We start from the raw sequence: 15,667 nt of genomic DNA on the forward strand, positions 1-15,667 counted from the left end.
TGGGATGGCCGATCTCCCCGCAGACTCGTTTCCGGGCTAGAAGCCGAAGCCGAGTTCGGCCGGCACGTCGCTGGCGAAGGCCCTGTCGAGCGCCGTGACGATGCCAGAGTCGGTGCAGCGCAGTCGCTGTGCTGCAGCGAACGACGACGCGCGGTGCGCCCCGAGGTACAGGCTGCCCAGTACCGACACGTCGAGGTGGACATCCGCCTCGGCATCGGTGGGCTCGCACTGCGCGCGCCCGTCGCGCACCGTCAGCGCGAAACAACCACCGCGGCCCAAGAATTCGTCGGATACCTCGAGGACGACCGCCAGATCAGCCGAGTAGGTGCGTGCCTGCAACACCGCGGGGACGTCGAGCATCCGCAACCACAACCCGTCGAACACGTCTGTGGTGCGCACCAACCGCGGATCTGTCAGCAGATAGGGCAGCACACTGCCGGGATGGGTGTGGATACCGACGACGTCCCTGAGGTCGAGTCCGAGTAACACCCGCCACAGCGCGATCTCCGCCTCCGAGGTCACCGCCGCGAACTTGGTGACCTCGGCGGTGCTCTTCTCGTCGCTGCGGTGCAGGCGGTAGAACGCGAAGCCGTCCGGATGCAGCGCGCAGTACCGCGGTGTCCCCCCGCCTCTCGACGCCTCACGATCGGCCAGGACCTCGTCCCACAGCCGGGCGGGCGTCTTCAGGCCGCCGGGTGTCTGCCGTCGCCACCGCTCGTCGATGTCCTCCAGCTGGGCGCGGTACTCCGCGGGCCGGACGATGCGCACACCGCCTGTGTCCGCGGCACCCGGATGGATGCGGGCGCCTCGTCGCTGTACCTCGAGCCGCTCCCACACCGTCGCCGGGCCATAGCCGAAGCGCCCGTAGATCTCGGCTTCGCTGGCCTCCAGACCGGCGATCGGATAGGCGTCCATCCGCCGATGCAGTTCGTCGAACATCCCACTCAACGCACCACGCCGACGGTGCGTCGGAGCGACCGCGACCATCGACACACCGGCCATCGGCAGCACCGCCCCGCCGGGCACGGTCAACTCCAGATCCAGGAACAGCGCGGTTCCCACCACGTCGTCGCCGTCGCAGGCCACCACGGCACCATCGCGAGCGATGAGAGACCGCCACGCAGCAGCGGTCTCCTCGGGTTGTTCGTGAGCGAAGCCCGTCGCCGTGATCAAGTCCATCGCCGGCCAGTCGGCCTCCTCAGCACTGCGGAAGGTGATGTGGGACATGGGAGACATGGCCTCGACGGTGGCACATCCGGCACACCGGTCGCATCCCAATATCGGCGCTGTGCGTAGTGTCCAACCATGGACGACACCGACGACGAACTGGCCGGACTCTCCGAATTCGTCTTCCTTCCCGAGAACGCGCGGCAGGCCGGCGTCCTCGGTGAACCGATGTCGGCCGCACGGATCGAGCACGGTCCGGTCAGTGCATTGCGGTTCGGCGACGAGCCGGTCCGGGTGGTGTTCCTGCACGGCGGCGGCCAGAACGCCCACACCTGGGACACCGTGATCCTGGGCCTCGGCCTGCCCGCGCTGGCGATCGACCTGCCCGGGCACGGCCGGTCCGCGTGGCGCGAGGACGGCGACTACGGCCCGGTGCTCAACGCCCGCGCAGTCGAGCCGGTGGTTCGCGACCTGGCGCCCGATGCGGATCTGGTGGTCGGCATGTCGCTCGGCGGGCTCACCGCGCTGCGACTCGCTGTGGACGCGCCCGAGCTGGTGCGCCGCCTGGTCCTGGTGGACGTCACCCCGTCGGCACCCGAGCGGCACCAAAAGATGACAGACGCCCAGAAGGGGACCGTCGCGCTGGTGCAGGGTGAGCGCACCTTCCCGTCCTTCGCCGCGATGCTGGACGTGACCGTCGCCGCGGCCCCGCACCGCGATCGGGAATCGTTGCGGCGAGGCGTGTTTCACAACTCGAAGCGGCTAGAGGACGGTTCGTGGACATGGCGCTACGACTCCATCCGGACGGGAAAGGGTTTCGCGGGGCTCTGGGATGACGTGCCGCGGTTGCACACGCCGACGACGTTGATCCGCGGGGCGAACTCGTTCTTCGTCGATGACGACGATGCCGCCGAATTCGCCCGCACCGCAGCGGGTTTCCAAGGCGTGCACGTCGTCGAGAACTCGGGCCACTCGGTACAGAGCGATCAACCGGGCGTGCTGGTGGAGTTGTTGCGAGGCGTTCTCGGCAACTGACCGGGGCCGCCGTTCCTGGACATGTGCTGTTCACCGTCTGGTTGTCTGCTGCTAGTCCTGCTGCCGTAGGTTCGCGGCGGTCCGGCCGTCCAGCCCACGGTCGGATTCCGCGTTGGAAGGAATCGAAAGCACCCATGACGCTCCTGCCGTTGAACCTGTTCGTCAGCCATGACGGGAAGTCTCGCCGCCAACACGTCACGTGCGTCTACAAGTGCGGGGACGCCTGCTCGAAACCGGTTCCCAACCGCAGCGACAACGAGTACTTCGGCGACATCGCCAAGGCCGTGTCGCGCCGCTCGATGCTCCAGGCGGGCGGCGTGGCCGTGCTCGCCGTCGGCGCCGGCTCCGCGCTGGCAGCCTGCTCCTCCCCCACCCAGCCCGCACCCACGTCCTCGTCGGCGGCACCCGCGCCCCGGCCCGTACCCGGGATGAACTTCGCATCGGTGGCACCGAACAGCGAGGACGCCGTCGTCGTCGCCGACGGGTACCGGCACGCCGTCGTCATCAGCTGGGGTGACCCGATCCTGCCCGGCGCGCCCGCCTTCGACGTCAACCGGCAGACCGGCGCGGCGCAGCGCGGCCAATTCGGCTTCAACAACGACTTCGCCGGACTGCTGCCGATCCCCGGCCGGCGTGATCACTTTCTGCTGGTCACCAACTTCGAATACGTGACACCGCAGTTCATGTTCCCCGGATACAAAGCGGATGCGCCCACCCGCGACCAGTTCGAGGTGGAGATCGCCGCTGTGGGCATGGGTGTCGTCGAGGTCGAGCGGACCCCGGACGGTCTGAAACCGGTGGTGGGCAACTACAACCGGCGCATTACCGCCGACAGCCCGTTCACACTCGTCGGCCCCGCCGCGGGGAGCGCCTTCGTCAAGACAGCGGCCGACCCTGCAGGGCGCACCGTCGCCGGCACGTTCGCCAACTGCTCGGGCGGGGTCACCCCATGGGGCACGGTGCTGTCCGGAGAGGAGAACTTCCACGAGTACTTCGGCGCGGCCGAGGGCGCACCGAAACCCGGGCCCGTCGACACCGATCGGATGGATCGCTACGGCGTCGAAGTCGAACCGACCGCGCTCAAGTGGGAGACCTTCGACCCGCGGTTCGACCTCACCAAGAACCCGAACGAGGTGAACCGGTTCGGCTACGTCGTCGAACTCAACCCGTGGGATCCGGCGTCGACCCCGGTCAAGCACACCGCCCTCGGCCGGCTCAAGCACGAAGGCGCGACCATCTACGTGACCGACGACGGCACCGTCGTCGCCTACACCGGTGACGATCAGCGCTTCGACTACATGTACAAGTTCGTGTCGTCCAAAAAGATCCAGCCCGGGGCCGGGGCGAGCGCCATGGCGCACAACATGACGATCCTCGACGAGGGCACGCTGTATGTCGCCAAGCTCTCCAGTGACATCCCGCCGGGACAGATCGACGGCTCGGGCACGCTGCCGGAAGAGGGCTCGTTCAGCGGAACCGGCACCTGGCTGCCCCTGCTGCGCAGCGGCCCAGGCGGGCAGGCGCAGTCACTGGTCGAAGGCATCACCGCGCAGGAAGCCGCGGTGTTCACCCGCATGGCGGCCGACAAGGCAGGCGCAACCAAGATGGACCGGCCCGAGGATTTCGAGGCCAACCCCAAGACCGGCAAAGTCTATGTGGCGCTGACCAACAACGACGAACGCGGCGCGCCCGGCGAAGCCGCACCGGATGCCGCGAACCCGCGCAACGACAACAAGAGCGGGCAGGTGCTCGAGATCACCGACAACCACACCGGCACCGACTTCACGTGGGAACTACTGCTGGTGTGCGGTGACCCGGCAGCCGCCGACACGTACTTCGCCGGCTTCGACAAGACCAAGGTCAGCCCGATCTCCTGCCCCGACAACCTCGCGTTCGACAACCACGGCAACCTGTGGATCTCGACCGACGGCAACGCGCTGGACTCCAACGACGGGTTGTTCGCCGTCGCGCTCGACGGCCCGAATCGTGGTGAGGTGAAACAGTTCCTGACCGTGCCGATCGGCGCGGAGACCTGCGGGCCCGTCGTCACCGACACGCTCGTGACGGTGTGTGTGCAGCATCCCGGCGAGAACGACGACAACAGCATCGACGATCCGCAGTCGCGCTGGCCCGAGGGCGGCAACGGCACGGCGCGGCCGTCGGTGGTGGCGGTGTGGAAGGACAACGGCTCGATCGGCGTCTGAGCGCTCGCGCGAAGACCATGGGCAGCGTCTGAGCGCTCGCGCGAAGACCATGGGCAGCGTGTAGTTCCTCGCGCGAGCAGACGCGAACTCACGTGATTACGGCCCGTAGCGCACGAGTTTGCGTCTGCTCGCCAGGGGATACTGTGCTGGAATGACGAGCCGTCCCGTGCGCATCGGCGTGCAACTGCAGCCTCAGCATTCGACCGAGTACCGCCACATCCGCGACGCCGTGCGCCGCTGCGAGGACATGGGCGTCGACATCGCCTTCAACTGGGACCACTTCTTCCCGCTGTACGGCGACCCCGACGGCGCGCACTACGAATGCTGGACCATGCTCGCGGCGTGGGCGGAGCAGACCTCGCGCATCGAGTTCGGCGCGCTGGTGACCTGTAACTCCTACCGTAACCCCGAGCTGCTCGCCGACATGGCCCGCACCGTCGACCACATCTCCGACGGCCGACTGATCCTCGGCATCGGATCCGGTTGGAAGGAAAAGGATTACGACGAGTACGGCTATGAGTTCGGCACCGCGGGCAGCCGGCTCGACGACCTCGCCGCCGCGATGCCCCGCATCACGTCGCGTCTGTCCAAACTCAACCCGGCACCGACGCGCGACATCCCGATCCTGATCGGCGGGCAGGGCGAGAAAAAGACGCTGCGCCTGGTGGCCGAGTACGCCGACATATGGCACGGCTTCACCGACGCCTCCACCTACCCGCGCAAGGCCGAGGTCCTCGACGGTCACTGCGCCGACGTCGGGCGGGATCCGTCGGCTATCGAACGGTCCTCCGGCGTGCCCGAGGGCAGCGAGGACGCGATGCTGGCCGGCGCCGAGTCGCTCGTCGGACTCGGTGTCACCCTGCTGACCATCGGGGTCAACGGCCCCGACTACGACCTCACGAAGGCCGAGGCGCTGTGCCGGTGGCGCGACCAACGCGACGGCTGACGGGCGACGTTCGACCGGCCCGGTTCTGCTCCGGATGAGCCGAACCAACCGGGCCGGTCGCACCGCCCACTACGTTGCTTGAAATGAGCTGCAAGCGGGCCCTGGGTCCGATCCTGAAATGGTTCGCGCTGCTGTGGGTAGCCGGGCTGCTCGTCGCGATGGGGCTCGCCGCCCCGGCGGGCGCCCAGAACGACCAGTGCGCGCCACCCGGGGAGCAGAGCGCCAGCGCGCTGCCGACGAATCTGTCCTCGGCGGCGGCCGGCCCCGGCGAGGACAAGTACACGACACCTGGCGCCAAGCCGCTGCAGGACATCGACGTCAACGCACTCGGCCTCTCGAGACCCGGCACCCTGACCGTCGGCACCCTCTCCGACGCCCCGCCGAGCATCTGCATCGACTCCGCGGGCCAGTTCACCGGCTACGACAACGAACTCCTGCGGGCCATCGCCGACAAGCTCGGACTCAAGATCGAATTCGTCGGCACCGAGTTCTCCGGCCTCCTCGCGCAGGTGGCATCACGGCGGTTCGACGTCGGCTCGTCGTCGATCACGACCACCGACGCCCGCCGGCAGACCGTCGGCTTCACCAACGGCTACGACTTCGGCTACTTCTCGCTCGTCGTCCCGCAGGGTTCCGCGATCACCGGCTTCGACAAGCTCGCCGAGGGACAGCGCATCGGTGTCGTGCAGGGCACGGTGCAGGAGTCCTACGTCATCGACACCCTGAAACTGCAGCCCGTCAAGTTCCCCGACTACAACACCGTCTACGCGAGCTTGAAGACCGGGCAGATCGATGCGTGGGTCGCGCCGTCGCAGCAGGCGCAAGGCACAGTACAGCCGGGCGATCCCGCCCAGATCATCGAAAACACCTTCAGCCTGGACAATTTCGTCGCCTGGGCGGTCGCCAAGGACAACCAGCCGCTGATCGACGCGCTGAACTCCGGCCTCGACGCGATCATCGCCGACGGCACGTGGTCGCGGCTGTACTCCGACTGGGTGCCGCGTGCCCTACCGCCGGGCTGGAAGCCCGGTTCGAAAGCCGCGCCGGTGCCCCAGCTGCCCGACTTCAACGCCATCGCCGCGCAGAACGCGTCGCAGCAGGCGCCCGCCGCACCTGTCGCACCCAAGTCGACGCTCTCCCAACTCGCGGCGTCGTTCCTCGACTGGGACCTGTACCGCCAGGCGATCCCCGATCTGTTGACGACGGGCCTGCCCAACACCGTGATCCTGACCGTCGCGGCCAGCGTCATCGGATTGGTGCTGGGCATGGTGTTGGCGGTCGCCGGTATCTCGACCTCGCGGTGGCTGCGATGGCCGGCCCGGATCTACACCGACATCTTCCGCGGTCTGCCCGAGGTCGTCATCATCCTGCTGATCGGCCTCGGCATCGGCCCCGTCGTCGGCCACCTGACCGGAAACAACCCCTACCCGCTGGGCATCGCGGCGCTCGGGTTGATGGCCGCTGCGTACGTCGGTGAGATCTTCCGCTCCGGCATCCAGAGCGTCGACCCCGGCCAGCTGGAGGCCTCCCGGGCCCTCGGCTTCAGCTACGCCACCTCGATGCGTCTCGTGGTGATTCCCCAGGGTGTGCGACGGGTGTTGCCCGCGTTGATGAACCAGTTCATCTCCCTGCTGAAGGCATCCTCGCTGGTGTATTTCCTCGGGCTGATCGCCAACCAGCGTGAGCTGTTCCAGGTGGGCCGCGACCTCAACGCGCAGACCGGCAACCTGTCCCCGCTCGTCGCCGCCGGCCTGTTCTATCTGGCACTGACGATCCCGCTCACCCACCTGGTGAACTTCATCGACGCGCGCCTGCGCCGCGGACGCCGACCCGACGAGGAAGACGACCCGTTGCTCACCTCGACCGCCCAGGAGATGAACTGATGGCGACCGCCACGGGACCAACACCGGTGTCCTTGACCGCCACCGACATCCACCTGGCCTTCGGACCCAACGCGGTGCTCCGCGGTGTCGATCTCGACGTCGCCGCGGGGACGTCGACAGCCGTCATCGGTCCGTCTGGGTCGGGTAAGTCGACATTGCTGCGTACCCTCAACCGCCTCTACGAGCCCGATCGTGGGGACATCCTGCTCGACGGACGCTCGGTGCTGCGGGATGATCCCGATCAGCTGCGGCAGCGAATCGGCATGGTGTTCCAGCAGTTTCAGCTGTTCCCCCACAAGACGGTGCTGGACAACGTCACGTTGGCGCCGCGACGCCTCAAAGGCCTCGGCGCCGACGCGGCCCGCGAACTCGGGCTCGCGCAACTCGACCGGGTCGGACTCAGACACAAGGCGGAGGTGCGGCCGTCGACCCTGTCGGGCGGACAGCAGCAGCGCGTCGCGATCGCCCGCGCCCTGGCGATGTCACCGCAGGTCATGTTCTTCGACGAGGCCACCTCGGCGCTGGACCCCGAACTCGTCAAAGGCGTGCTGGCGCTCATCGCCGAGCTCGGCGCCGACGGGATGACGATGGTGATCGTGACCCACGAAATGGATTTCGCGCGATCCTTCGCCGACACCGTGGTGTTCATGGATCGCGGCCGCGTGGTCGAGACCGGATCACCGGAGCAGATCTTCGAGAAAGCCGAAACCGAGCGGTTACAGCGCTTCCTCTCGCAAGTGCTGTAGAGGTATTTGCTGCGAAAGCGGCTGACCACGCGTCGCGGGGGCTCTCGACCAGTTAGACTGCCAAAACTATGGTGACCACGGAAGCGCAGGTCAGCGACGTTGCGGGCGATCTGCAGCGGGTGCTGGCCAAGTTGATGTCCGTGCTGCGCCATACCGGCAAGACTCCGACGGCCGGCGATCTGACGCTCGCGCAGCTGTCGATCCTGCTGACACTCCTCGACCGGGGCCCGATGCGGATGACCGAGCTGGCCGCCCACGAGCGTGTCCGCACCCCCACCACCACCGTCGCCATCCGGCGCCTCGAGAAACTCGGCCTGGTCAAGCGGTCCCGGGACACCTCGGATCTGCGTGCCGTGCTGGTGGAGATCACCCCTGAGGGGCTCGCCCAGCATCGCGACGCGCTGGCGTCCCGACAGGCGCATCTGGCTCAGCTGCTGAGCAAGCTCAGCGAAGAGGAACTCACGGCGCTGTCGAACGCGCTTGCGCCCCTCGAGCGCATCGCCGAATAACGCTCACCCCAACCAGTCGAGGACCGCGGCCGCGGTCCATGACTGTTGCATGCTGCCCAGCGGCTCCCCGGTGAACGGTTCGTAGTACTCCGCGAAGGTACCGTCACTGGCCTGGCGCAGCCCTTCACGCCGCAGCGCCGACGACCGTTCCGCCCAACCGCGCCGCGCGAAGCACCACGAGAACAACCACGTCACCACCGGCCACACCGGCCCGCGCCAGTACTCGCGGGACCGGAAGTCCCGCGACACAGGCGACGTCGACGGGATCAGGGCGTACGCCATGTCCGGATGTCCGCAGAACCGTGGGCCCTCGAGCAACCGGATCAGTGCCCGCTCCCGCTCGTGCGGCAAACCCCCGCACAGCAGCGGTGCGAACTGCGCGACCGTCTCGGTTCCGATCCACCGATCCGCGCGGACATCGTAATCCTTTGCCGCACCGGTCCTTTGGTCTGTCGTATCGATCACGCCCGCACGGAATCGGTCCGCCCACGCATACAGGTCCTTGACATCGGCGTGCGGGCGTTTGTGGTCCTCCCCGATCTCGGCGAGAACCTGGCAGGCGACCGAGAAGATCGCCGAGACGAACACATCCTCGACCGCGAAGCTGACGGCGTTGGCCAGCAGGCGATCGTCGTACCGCACCGCCTTCATCTGCTCGACGAGCCACAGGTAGCGGTCGTACTCGAGATCGCTGGGCCGCTGGCTGGCATCGGTGTTGATCTTATTGTCTTCGCGTTGATACGGCGGCACGTCACCGGGAATCACGTTGCCGTACGGGCCATCCCAGCGCGGGGAGTTGTCCATGCCGGACTCCCACCCGTGGTACACCGTGATGCGGCCGCGCTCCTTCTGATCGCGGCACTCCGCGAGCCACCGATGCCAGCGCACCAGATCGCTCCACCGGCGGTCGAGGAACGCATCGGCCACAGCGCGGGTGGAGCGGCCGCGCCTGCGCGCGTGATCGAGGATGCGCTGCACGGCAATCGCGTGCACCGGAGGCTGGGTGATGCCCGAGGTGTGCCTGCCCCGGGGAGCATCAGGCGAGAGCGCCGAGGCCGCCCATCGCGCCGGCCCGGGGAAGTACCCGTCGACCCCGTTGGCGAACACGATGTGCGGGATCATGCCGTTGCGCCACTGCGCCGACAGCAGGGTGTCCAGCTCCACGACAGCCCGCTCGACCGACAGCGGAGCCAGCCCGATCGAGACGAACGCGGCGTCCCAACTCCACATGTGCGGATACAGCAACGGTGCCGCGGTGGTCATCGTGCCCAGATCGTTGCCGCGCAACAGGTAGGCCGCGCGGGCGGCGAGTTGCGTGGGGGCAAAGCTCGGATCGTGTGGCATCGCCTCCAATGATGCGACGAGTTCGGGCTGGGCGCAGGTCGGTAGGGTGCGAATGTGCCAACCGCCATGATCACCGGCGCTGCCGGAGGCCTCGGGTCCGCGCTGGCCGACGCGCTGGCGCCCACCCACACGCTCTTCCTCGCCGGGCGCCCCTCAGCCCGCCTCGATGCCGTCGCCGAGCGCCTCGGTGCCACCACCTGGCCGCTCGACCTGGCCGATCCCGACGCGATCCCCGCGCTCGTGGAGCCCATCGTCGAACTCGACGTGCTGATCCACAACGCCGGCGTCGCCTACCCCGGCCGCGTCGCGGAGAGCACCGTCGACCAGTGGCGCGCCACCATGGCCGTCAACGTCGTCGGCGCCGTCGCACTCACGCTCGAACTGCTCCCCGCGCTGCGCGCCGCCGCCGGGCACGTCGTGTTCATCAACTCCGGCGCGGGCATCAACGCCTCACCGGGATTGGCGTCGTACTCGGCGAGCAAATTCGCTCTGCGTGGCTTCGCCGACTCGCTGCGGGTCGACGAACCCTCCCTGCGCGTGACGTCCGTGCACCCCGGTCGGATCGCCACCGAGATGCAGGAGGATCTGATCGCCTACGAGGGTCGTGACTACGACCCGTCGCAGTTCCTCAGCGCACGGACCGTCGCCGCGGTCACCGTCGACGCGATCAACGCACCCCGCGACGCCCACGTCCACGAGGTCGTCATCCGCCCGCGCTGACCGCGATTTCGGCGTGCCAACGTGCGCTCAGCGACGACGAGCACGCCGAAATCGCTCAGACGACGACGTTGACCAGCCGGCCGGGCACCACGATCAGCTTCTTCGGGATGCGCCCGTCCAGGAAACCCGCGACCTTCTCGTCGGCCAGCGCGGCCGCCTCGACCACATCCGCGGCGGCATCGGCTGCCACCGTGACCCGGCTGCGCACCTTGCCGTTCACCTGAACCGGATACTCGACGGTGTCCTCGACCAGATAGGCCGGATCGGCCACCGGGAACGGACCGTGCGCCAGCGACCCCTCGTGCCCGAGCCGCGACCACAGCTCCTCGGCCAGGTGCGGGGCAAGCGGAGCGACCATCAGCACCAGGGGTTCGAGCGCCTCGCGCGCGGTGACGGACTGCTTGGTCAGGTGGTTGGTGTACTCGATCAGCTTGGCTGCCGCGGTGTTGTTCCTCAAGCCCGCATAATCCTCTCCGACTCCGGCGATCGTGCGGTGCAACAGCTTTCGCGTGTCCTCGTCAGCCTCGCCGTCGGTGGCTCGCACCTCGCCCGTCGCCTCGTCGACCACCAGGCGCCACACCCGCTGCAGAAAGCGATGCGCGCCGACGACGTCCTTGGTGGCCCACGGCCGTGACGCCTCGAGTGGGCCCATCGACATCTCGTACACCCGCAGCGTGTCCGCGCCGTACTCCTCGCAGATCTCGTCGGGTGACACCGAGTTCTTCAAGCTCTTGCCGATCTTGCCGAACTCCTGGTTGACCTCCGCGCCCTCGTACCAGAACTTCCCGTCCCGCTCCACCACCTCGGCGGCAGGCACGTACGCACCGCGCGCATCCGTGTAAGCGAAGGCCTGGATGTAGCCCTGGTTGACCAGTCGTCGGTACGGTTCCCGCGAGCTGACGTGGCCCAGGTCGTAGAGCACCTTGTGCCAGAACCGCGAATACAGCAGATGCAGCACCGCGTGCTCTACACCGCCGACGTACAGATCGACACCGCCGGGATCCTGCGCGCCGTGCTCGGCCGGGCGCGGACCCATCCAGTACGCCTCGTTCTCCTTGGCGCACATCGCTTCTTTGTTGTACGGATCGGTGTAGCGCAACTCGTACCAGGAGCTACCTGCCCACTGCGGCATCACGTTGGTGTCGCGAGTGTAGGACTTCATCCCGTCACCGAGGTCGAGTTCGACGTTCACCCAGTCGGTCACCTTGGCCAGCGGCGGCGATGGCTCACTGTCGGCATCGGTCGGATCGAACAATACCGGCGAATAGTCCGGCACATCGGGCAATTCGACGGGAAGGAGGTCTTCGGGCAGACCGTGGGCGCGGCCGTCGGCGTCGTAGACGATCGGGAACGGCTCACCCCAGTAGCGCTGCCGGGCGAACAGCCAGTCCCGCAGCTTGTATTCGACGCGCGCCCGACCGCGGCCGTCGGCGACCAGGCGCTCGGTGATCGCCTCCTTGGCGGCCGCCACATCCATCCCGTCGAGATAGTCAGAATTCACCAGAGGCCCGTCGCCGGTGTAGGCGGCCTCCGAAACATCGCCGCCGGCAACGACTTCGACGATGGGCAGACCGAACTCGGTGGCGAAATCCCAGTCCCGCTGATCTCCCCCGGGCACCGCCATGATCGCGCCCGTGCCGTAACCGGCGAGCACGTAGTCGGCGATGAAAACCGGAACCTGTTGTCCATTGGCCGGATTCACCGCGTAAGCCCCCAGGAACACACCGGTCTTGGTTTTGTTCTCCTGGCGTTCCAGATCCGATTTCGCTGCGATGGACGCCCGGTAGGAGGCGACGGCCTCCCCCGGGGTGGCGGCGCCGAAGGTCCACCGCTCGTCCACGACATCGGGCCACTGCTCGGCCACCAGGGCGTCGACGAGATCATGCTCGGGAGCCAGCACCAGGTAGGTCGCACCGAAGAGCGTGTCCGGCCGGGTGGTGAACACCTCGACATCGCCGGCATCGGTGGCGAACAGCACGCTCGCACCGGTGGATCGGCCGATCCAGTTGCGCTGCATGGTCTTGACCTTGTCCGGCCAGTCCAGCACCTCGAGATCCTCGAGCAACCGGTCTGAGTAGGCGGTGATGCGCATCATCCACTGCCGCAAGCGTTTCCGGAACACCGGGAAGTTGCCGCGCTCGCTGCGGCCGTCGGCGGTGACCTCCTCGTTGGCCAGGACCGTGCCCAATCCGGGGCACCAGTTCACCACCGAGTCGGCCAGGTAGACCAGCCGATGGTCGGCCAGGACGTCGGCGCGCTCACCACTGGTCAGCGTCGACCAGCTGCGACCGTCACCCACCTCACGCTCGCCGCTCTCGAACGCGGCGACCAGCTCGGCGATCGGCCGGGCCTTGTTCTGTGCCGGGTCGAACCAGGCGTCGAAGATCTGCAGGAAGATCCACTGCGTCCACTTGTAGAAGTCGACGTCGGTGGTGGAGAAGCTGCGCCGCGTGTCGTGTCCGAGACCCAGCCGACCCAGCTGGCGGCGGAAGTTGACGATGTTGGCCTCGGTACGGGTGCGCGGATGCGTGCCGGTCTGTATCGCGTACTGCTCGGCAGGCAGACCGAACGCGTCGAAGCCCAACGCGTGCAACACGTTCCGGCCCGTCATGCGGTAGTAGCGGGCGTAGACGTCGGTCGCGATGTACCCCAGCGGATGCCCGACGTGCAGCCCCTCCCCCGACGGGTACGGGAACATGTCCTGCACGAACATCTTGTCGGCGGGAACCGCCGTGCCGTCCGCCGGTGCGAGCTCCCCGACCGGATTGGCCACGTTGAAGGTGCCGTCCTGCGCCCACCGTTGCTGCCAGGACCGCTCGATCTCCCCCGCCAGCTCCGCGGCATAGCGGTAGCGGGGAGTGTCGTCAGTTCCAGTCGGCGTGTCGGTCACGCCATCAGGGTATAAGCCGCAGCCCGGCCGCCTCGCGGGCCACGGGTTGATCTCGGTTCCGTTGCGGATGCGTCAGGGGTTGGTCCCAGGTCGATTCCAGCCCTGGTGAGCGGCTCGTCGGCGTGGATACATTTCTCGCCTGACCCGGTCGCCCACGCACCGGGGGGTCGGGACAAGGACTGGGAGGACTTCACTCGATGAGCGAAATCGCCCGCGGCTGGCGGGTTCTGGCAGGAGGACTCGGCGCGTGCACCGCCGCGATGGTCGGGGTGCTCGTCGGGGTGTTCGCTGTCGCGGCCACGGCATCGGCGCAGCCGCTGCCGGTCCAGCCGACCCTGCCGTCCCCGGCCACCATCGCGGCGCCGGGTGCGGCCGCGGCGCCCGTGGGTGTGGCACCGGTCACCGGTCCCGTCACCGCTCCCGTCTCCGCGGTACCCGCCGGGGTCTCTGCAGCAGTACCGGCTGCAGCACCGGCGGCTCCGCAGCCGCAGATCGTGCCGGCCACCTCCGGCACCCTGACCGACTTCTTCGCGGCCAAGGGCGTCACCCTGCAGCCGCAGTCCAGCAGCGACTTCCGTGCCCTCAACATCGTGCTGCCGATGCCGCGCGGCTGGCAGCACATCCCTGATCCGAACGTGCCCGACGCGTTCGCGGTGATCGCGGACCGCGTCGGCGGCAACGGGCTGTACTCGTCGAACGCGCAGGTCGTGGTCTACAAGCTGGTCGGCGACTTCGACCCGCGCGAAGCGATCAGCCACGGATTCATCGATGCCCAGCAGCAACCTGCGTGGCGCGCCACCGACGCCTCGTTCGCCGACTTCGGCGGGATGCCGTCGTCGCTGATCGAGGGCACGTACCGGGAGAACGCGTTGACGCTGAACACGTCGCGTCGACACGTCATCGCGACCGTCGGCCCCGACCGCTACCTGGTGTCCCTGGCCGTCACCACGAGCGTCGACCAGGTCGTCGCAGCCGCTGACGCCACCGAGGCGATCGTCAAGGGCTTCAAGGTGAGCGTTCCGTCCGCGGCGCCCGCCCCCGGCGCGCCACTGGGCGCACCCCCTGCGCCGGCACCGCCGGCGCCTCCTGCTCCTGCTGCCCCCGCTGCGGTGGCCCCCGCGCCGCAGCTGTTGGGCCTGCAGGGTTGAGCGGCGTCGTCCCCCGGGCGAAGCCTGGCGCCCGGGGGACGGCGGCCCGCCACGGAGGCCGTATTCTCGTATCTCGTGATGATCGCCGCGGTGTTGTGCCTGGGCGTCGCGCTGCTGACCGCGACGCTGGGTGTCTGGTCGCTGATGCGGCCCGCCCCATCGGGTGACTTCGTGCGGCAGGTCCTGCGCGGCGTGGCCCCGATCCAACTGGCCGCGGCCGTCATGCTCGCCGCAGGCGCAGCCGTCGCGTTCGCCGCGCCGGTGTCGACGGCAGCGGTGGTGCTCCCGGTATGCGTGCTCGGGGCGACCGCCACCGTGGCAGCAGGCTGCTGGCAGAGCGCGAAAGTCGTCGCCCGTGCCAATGCGCTGCAGAGCGCCGACGCCGGGTGTGCCGGGTCGTGCGCGGCCTGCACTCTTTCCTGCCGTTGAGGTCGTGCCGCTGACGGTCCTGCCGGTGCCGTCAGTTCCTGCTGAGATCGATCGGATGGGTTGCCAGGAGCGGCAGCGGCATCGGCTGACGGCGCAGCACCCGGCCCCACAGATCGGTCCGGGGCTCGGACAGCACGTCGGACGGCAGAGCCGACAGGACGATCCAGTCGTCGCGCTCGATCTCCCCCTCGAGTTGGCCGATGGTCCAGCCCGAGTACCCGGCGAAGATGCGAACGCCCTCGACCATCGGAGCGACGGCATCGGGGTCGGCGTCCAGATCGACCATCGCGATACGGCCCTGGATGTGGCGCAGCCCGGGCACCCCGGTGACGTCGACCCCGGTGCGCAGCGTGGCGAGGCAGAGCGCGGCATCGCGCTTGACCGGGCCGCCGACGTACATCGTCTTCGGCTTCGTGGCCAGCTTCACCCACTGCGGAAGCACGTTGTAGACGGCGGTTTCGCTGGGCCGGTTCAACACCACACCCAGCGTGCCGCTGTCGTTGTGCTCGACGACGTAGATCACGCTGCGCCGGAACGTCGGCTCCAGCAGATCAGTGTTGGCCAACAACAACGTGCCCGCGCGCACCCGGTGCGCCGCTGGGGCGACGAAATCCTCCGGGTCCTCATGCTGCGCCACCCGGCCATT

General features: G+C 68.2%; 13 protein-coding genes. 9 read left to right on the top strand and 4 right to left on the bottom strand.

Annotation, left to right across the window (positions count from 1 at the left end; genetic code table 11):
- Positions 1-36: 36 nt before the first annotated feature.
- Complete coding sequence (locus ACZY1G_RS00365) at positions 37-1,236, bottom strand: enhanced intracellular survival protein Eis (protein ID WP_463813029.1); 1,200 nt, start codon at positions 1,234-1,236, stop codon at positions 37-39.
- 69 nt (positions 1,237-1,305) lie between these two features.
- On the opposite strand from ACZY1G_RS00365, the gene ACZY1G_RS00370 reads away from it, so the two are divergent.
- The 6 genes from ACZY1G_RS00370 (at position 1,306) to ACZY1G_RS00395 (ending at position 8,490) form a co-directional block, all read left to right on the top strand.
- Complete coding sequence (locus tag ACZY1G_RS00370; protein WP_463821222.1) at positions 1,306-2,202, top strand: alpha/beta fold hydrolase; 897 nt, start codon at positions 1,306-1,308, stop codon at positions 2,200-2,202.
- A gap of 134 nt (positions 2,203-2,336) precedes the next feature.
- Entirely contained in the window at positions 2,337-4,406 is a 2,070-nt protein-coding gene (locus tag ACZY1G_RS00375) for a PhoX family protein (protein ID WP_463821224.1), read from the top strand.
- Between the two features lie 151 nt (positions 4,407-4,557).
- Positions 4,558-5,352, top strand: a complete 795-nt coding sequence (locus ACZY1G_RS00380; protein WP_463813035.1) for an LLM class F420-dependent oxidoreductase — start codon at positions 4,558-4,560, stop codon at positions 5,350-5,352.
- A gap of 83 nt (positions 5,353-5,435) precedes the next feature.
- Entirely contained in the window at positions 5,436-7,235 is a 1,800-nt protein-coding gene (locus tag ACZY1G_RS00385) for an ABC transporter substrate-binding protein/permease (protein WP_463821226.1), read from the top strand.
- Positions 7,235-7,981: an amino acid ABC transporter ATP-binding protein gene (locus ACZY1G_RS00390; RefSeq protein WP_463821228.1), complete on the top strand. Its 747-nt coding sequence runs from the start codon at positions 7,235-7,237 to the stop codon at positions 7,979-7,981. The genes ACZY1G_RS00385 and ACZY1G_RS00390 overlap by 1 nt, the downstream gene beginning before the upstream one ends.
- A 68-nt stretch (positions 7,982-8,049) precedes the next feature.
- Complete coding sequence (locus tag ACZY1G_RS00395; protein WP_463813041.1) at positions 8,050-8,490, top strand: MarR family winged helix-turn-helix transcriptional regulator; 441 nt, start codon at positions 8,050-8,052, stop codon at positions 8,488-8,490.
- Positions 8,491-8,493: 3 nt separating this feature from the next.
- Here the strand turns inward: ACZY1G_RS00395 and ggh are convergent, their stop codons facing one another.
- Complete coding sequence (gene ggh / locus ACZY1G_RS00400; RefSeq protein ID WP_463813043.1) at positions 8,494-9,834, bottom strand: glucosylglycerate hydrolase; 1,341 nt, start codon at positions 9,832-9,834, stop codon at positions 8,494-8,496.
- A gap of 54 nt (positions 9,835-9,888) precedes the next feature.
- On the opposite strand from ggh, the gene ACZY1G_RS00405 reads away from it, so the two are divergent.
- Positions 9,889-10,554 (top strand): SDR family oxidoreductase, encoded by a 666-nt coding sequence (locus ACZY1G_RS00405; protein ID WP_463813044.1) that lies wholly within the window; start codon positions 9,889-9,891, stop codon positions 10,552-10,554.
- Between the two features lie 55 nt (positions 10,555-10,609).
- Here the strand turns inward: ACZY1G_RS00405 and leuS are convergent, their stop codons facing one another.
- The gene (gene leuS / locus ACZY1G_RS00410) at positions 10,610-13,444 is read right to left on the bottom strand and encodes a leucine--tRNA ligase (protein ID WP_463821229.1); all 2,835 of its coding nucleotides are present in this window, start codon (positions 13,442-13,444) and stop codon (positions 10,610-10,612) included.
- A gap of 197 nt (positions 13,445-13,641) precedes the next feature.
- On the opposite strand from leuS, the gene ACZY1G_RS00415 reads away from it, so the two are divergent.
- Both ACZY1G_RS00415 and ACZY1G_RS00420 read left to right on the top strand, forming a co-directional pair.
- Entirely contained in the window at positions 13,642-14,592 is a 951-nt protein-coding gene (locus tag ACZY1G_RS00415) for an LpqN/LpqT family lipoprotein (protein WP_463813048.1), read from the top strand.
- Between the two features lie 75 nt (positions 14,593-14,667).
- Positions 14,668-15,021, top strand: coding sequence for a hypothetical protein (locus ACZY1G_RS00420; protein WP_463813050.1), 354 nt, complete (start codon positions 14,668-14,670; stop codon positions 15,019-15,021).
- 31 nt (positions 15,022-15,052) lie between these two features.
- On the opposite strand, the gene ACZY1G_RS00425 is transcribed toward ACZY1G_RS00420, so the two are convergent.
- On the bottom strand, positions 15,053-15,658 hold the full coding sequence (locus ACZY1G_RS00425) for a YqgE/AlgH family protein (RefSeq protein ID WP_463813052.1): 606 nt from the start codon (positions 15,656-15,658) through the stop codon (positions 15,053-15,055).
- Positions 15,659-15,667: the final 9 nt, after the last annotated feature.

The sequence above is a fragment of the Mycobacterium sp. IDUB_5 genome (assembly GCF_055419565.1).

Coding starts and splice junctions, on each gene's coding strand:
- ACZY1G_RS00390 (WP_463821228.1), top strand. CDS start 7,235: ATGGCGACCGCCACGGGACCAACACCGGTGTCCTTGACCGCCACCGAC.
- ACZY1G_RS00365 (WP_463813029.1), bottom strand. CDS start 1,236: ATGTCTCCCATGTCCCACATCACCTTCCGCAGTGCTGAGGAGGCCGAC.
- ACZY1G_RS00370 (WP_463821222.1), top strand. CDS start 1,306: ATGGACGACACCGACGACGAACTGGCCGGACTCTCCGAATTCGTCTTC.
- ggh (WP_463813043.1), bottom strand. CDS start 9,834: ATGCCACACGATCCGAGCTTTGCCCCCACGCAACTCGCCGCCCGCGCG.
- ACZY1G_RS00415 (WP_463813048.1), top strand. CDS start 13,642: ATGAGCGAAATCGCCCGCGGCTGGCGGGTTCTGGCAGGAGGACTCGGC.
- ACZY1G_RS00385 (WP_463821226.1), top strand. CDS start 5,436: ATGAGCTGCAAGCGGGCCCTGGGTCCGATCCTGAAATGGTTCGCGCTG.
- ACZY1G_RS00380 (WP_463813035.1), top strand. CDS start 4,558: ATGACGAGCCGTCCCGTGCGCATCGGCGTGCAACTGCAGCCTCAGCAT.
- ACZY1G_RS00395 (WP_463813041.1), top strand. CDS start 8,050: ATGGTGACCACGGAAGCGCAGGTCAGCGACGTTGCGGGCGATCTGCAG.
- ACZY1G_RS00375 (WP_463821224.1), top strand. CDS start 2,337: ATGACGCTCCTGCCGTTGAACCTGTTCGTCAGCCATGACGGGAAGTCT.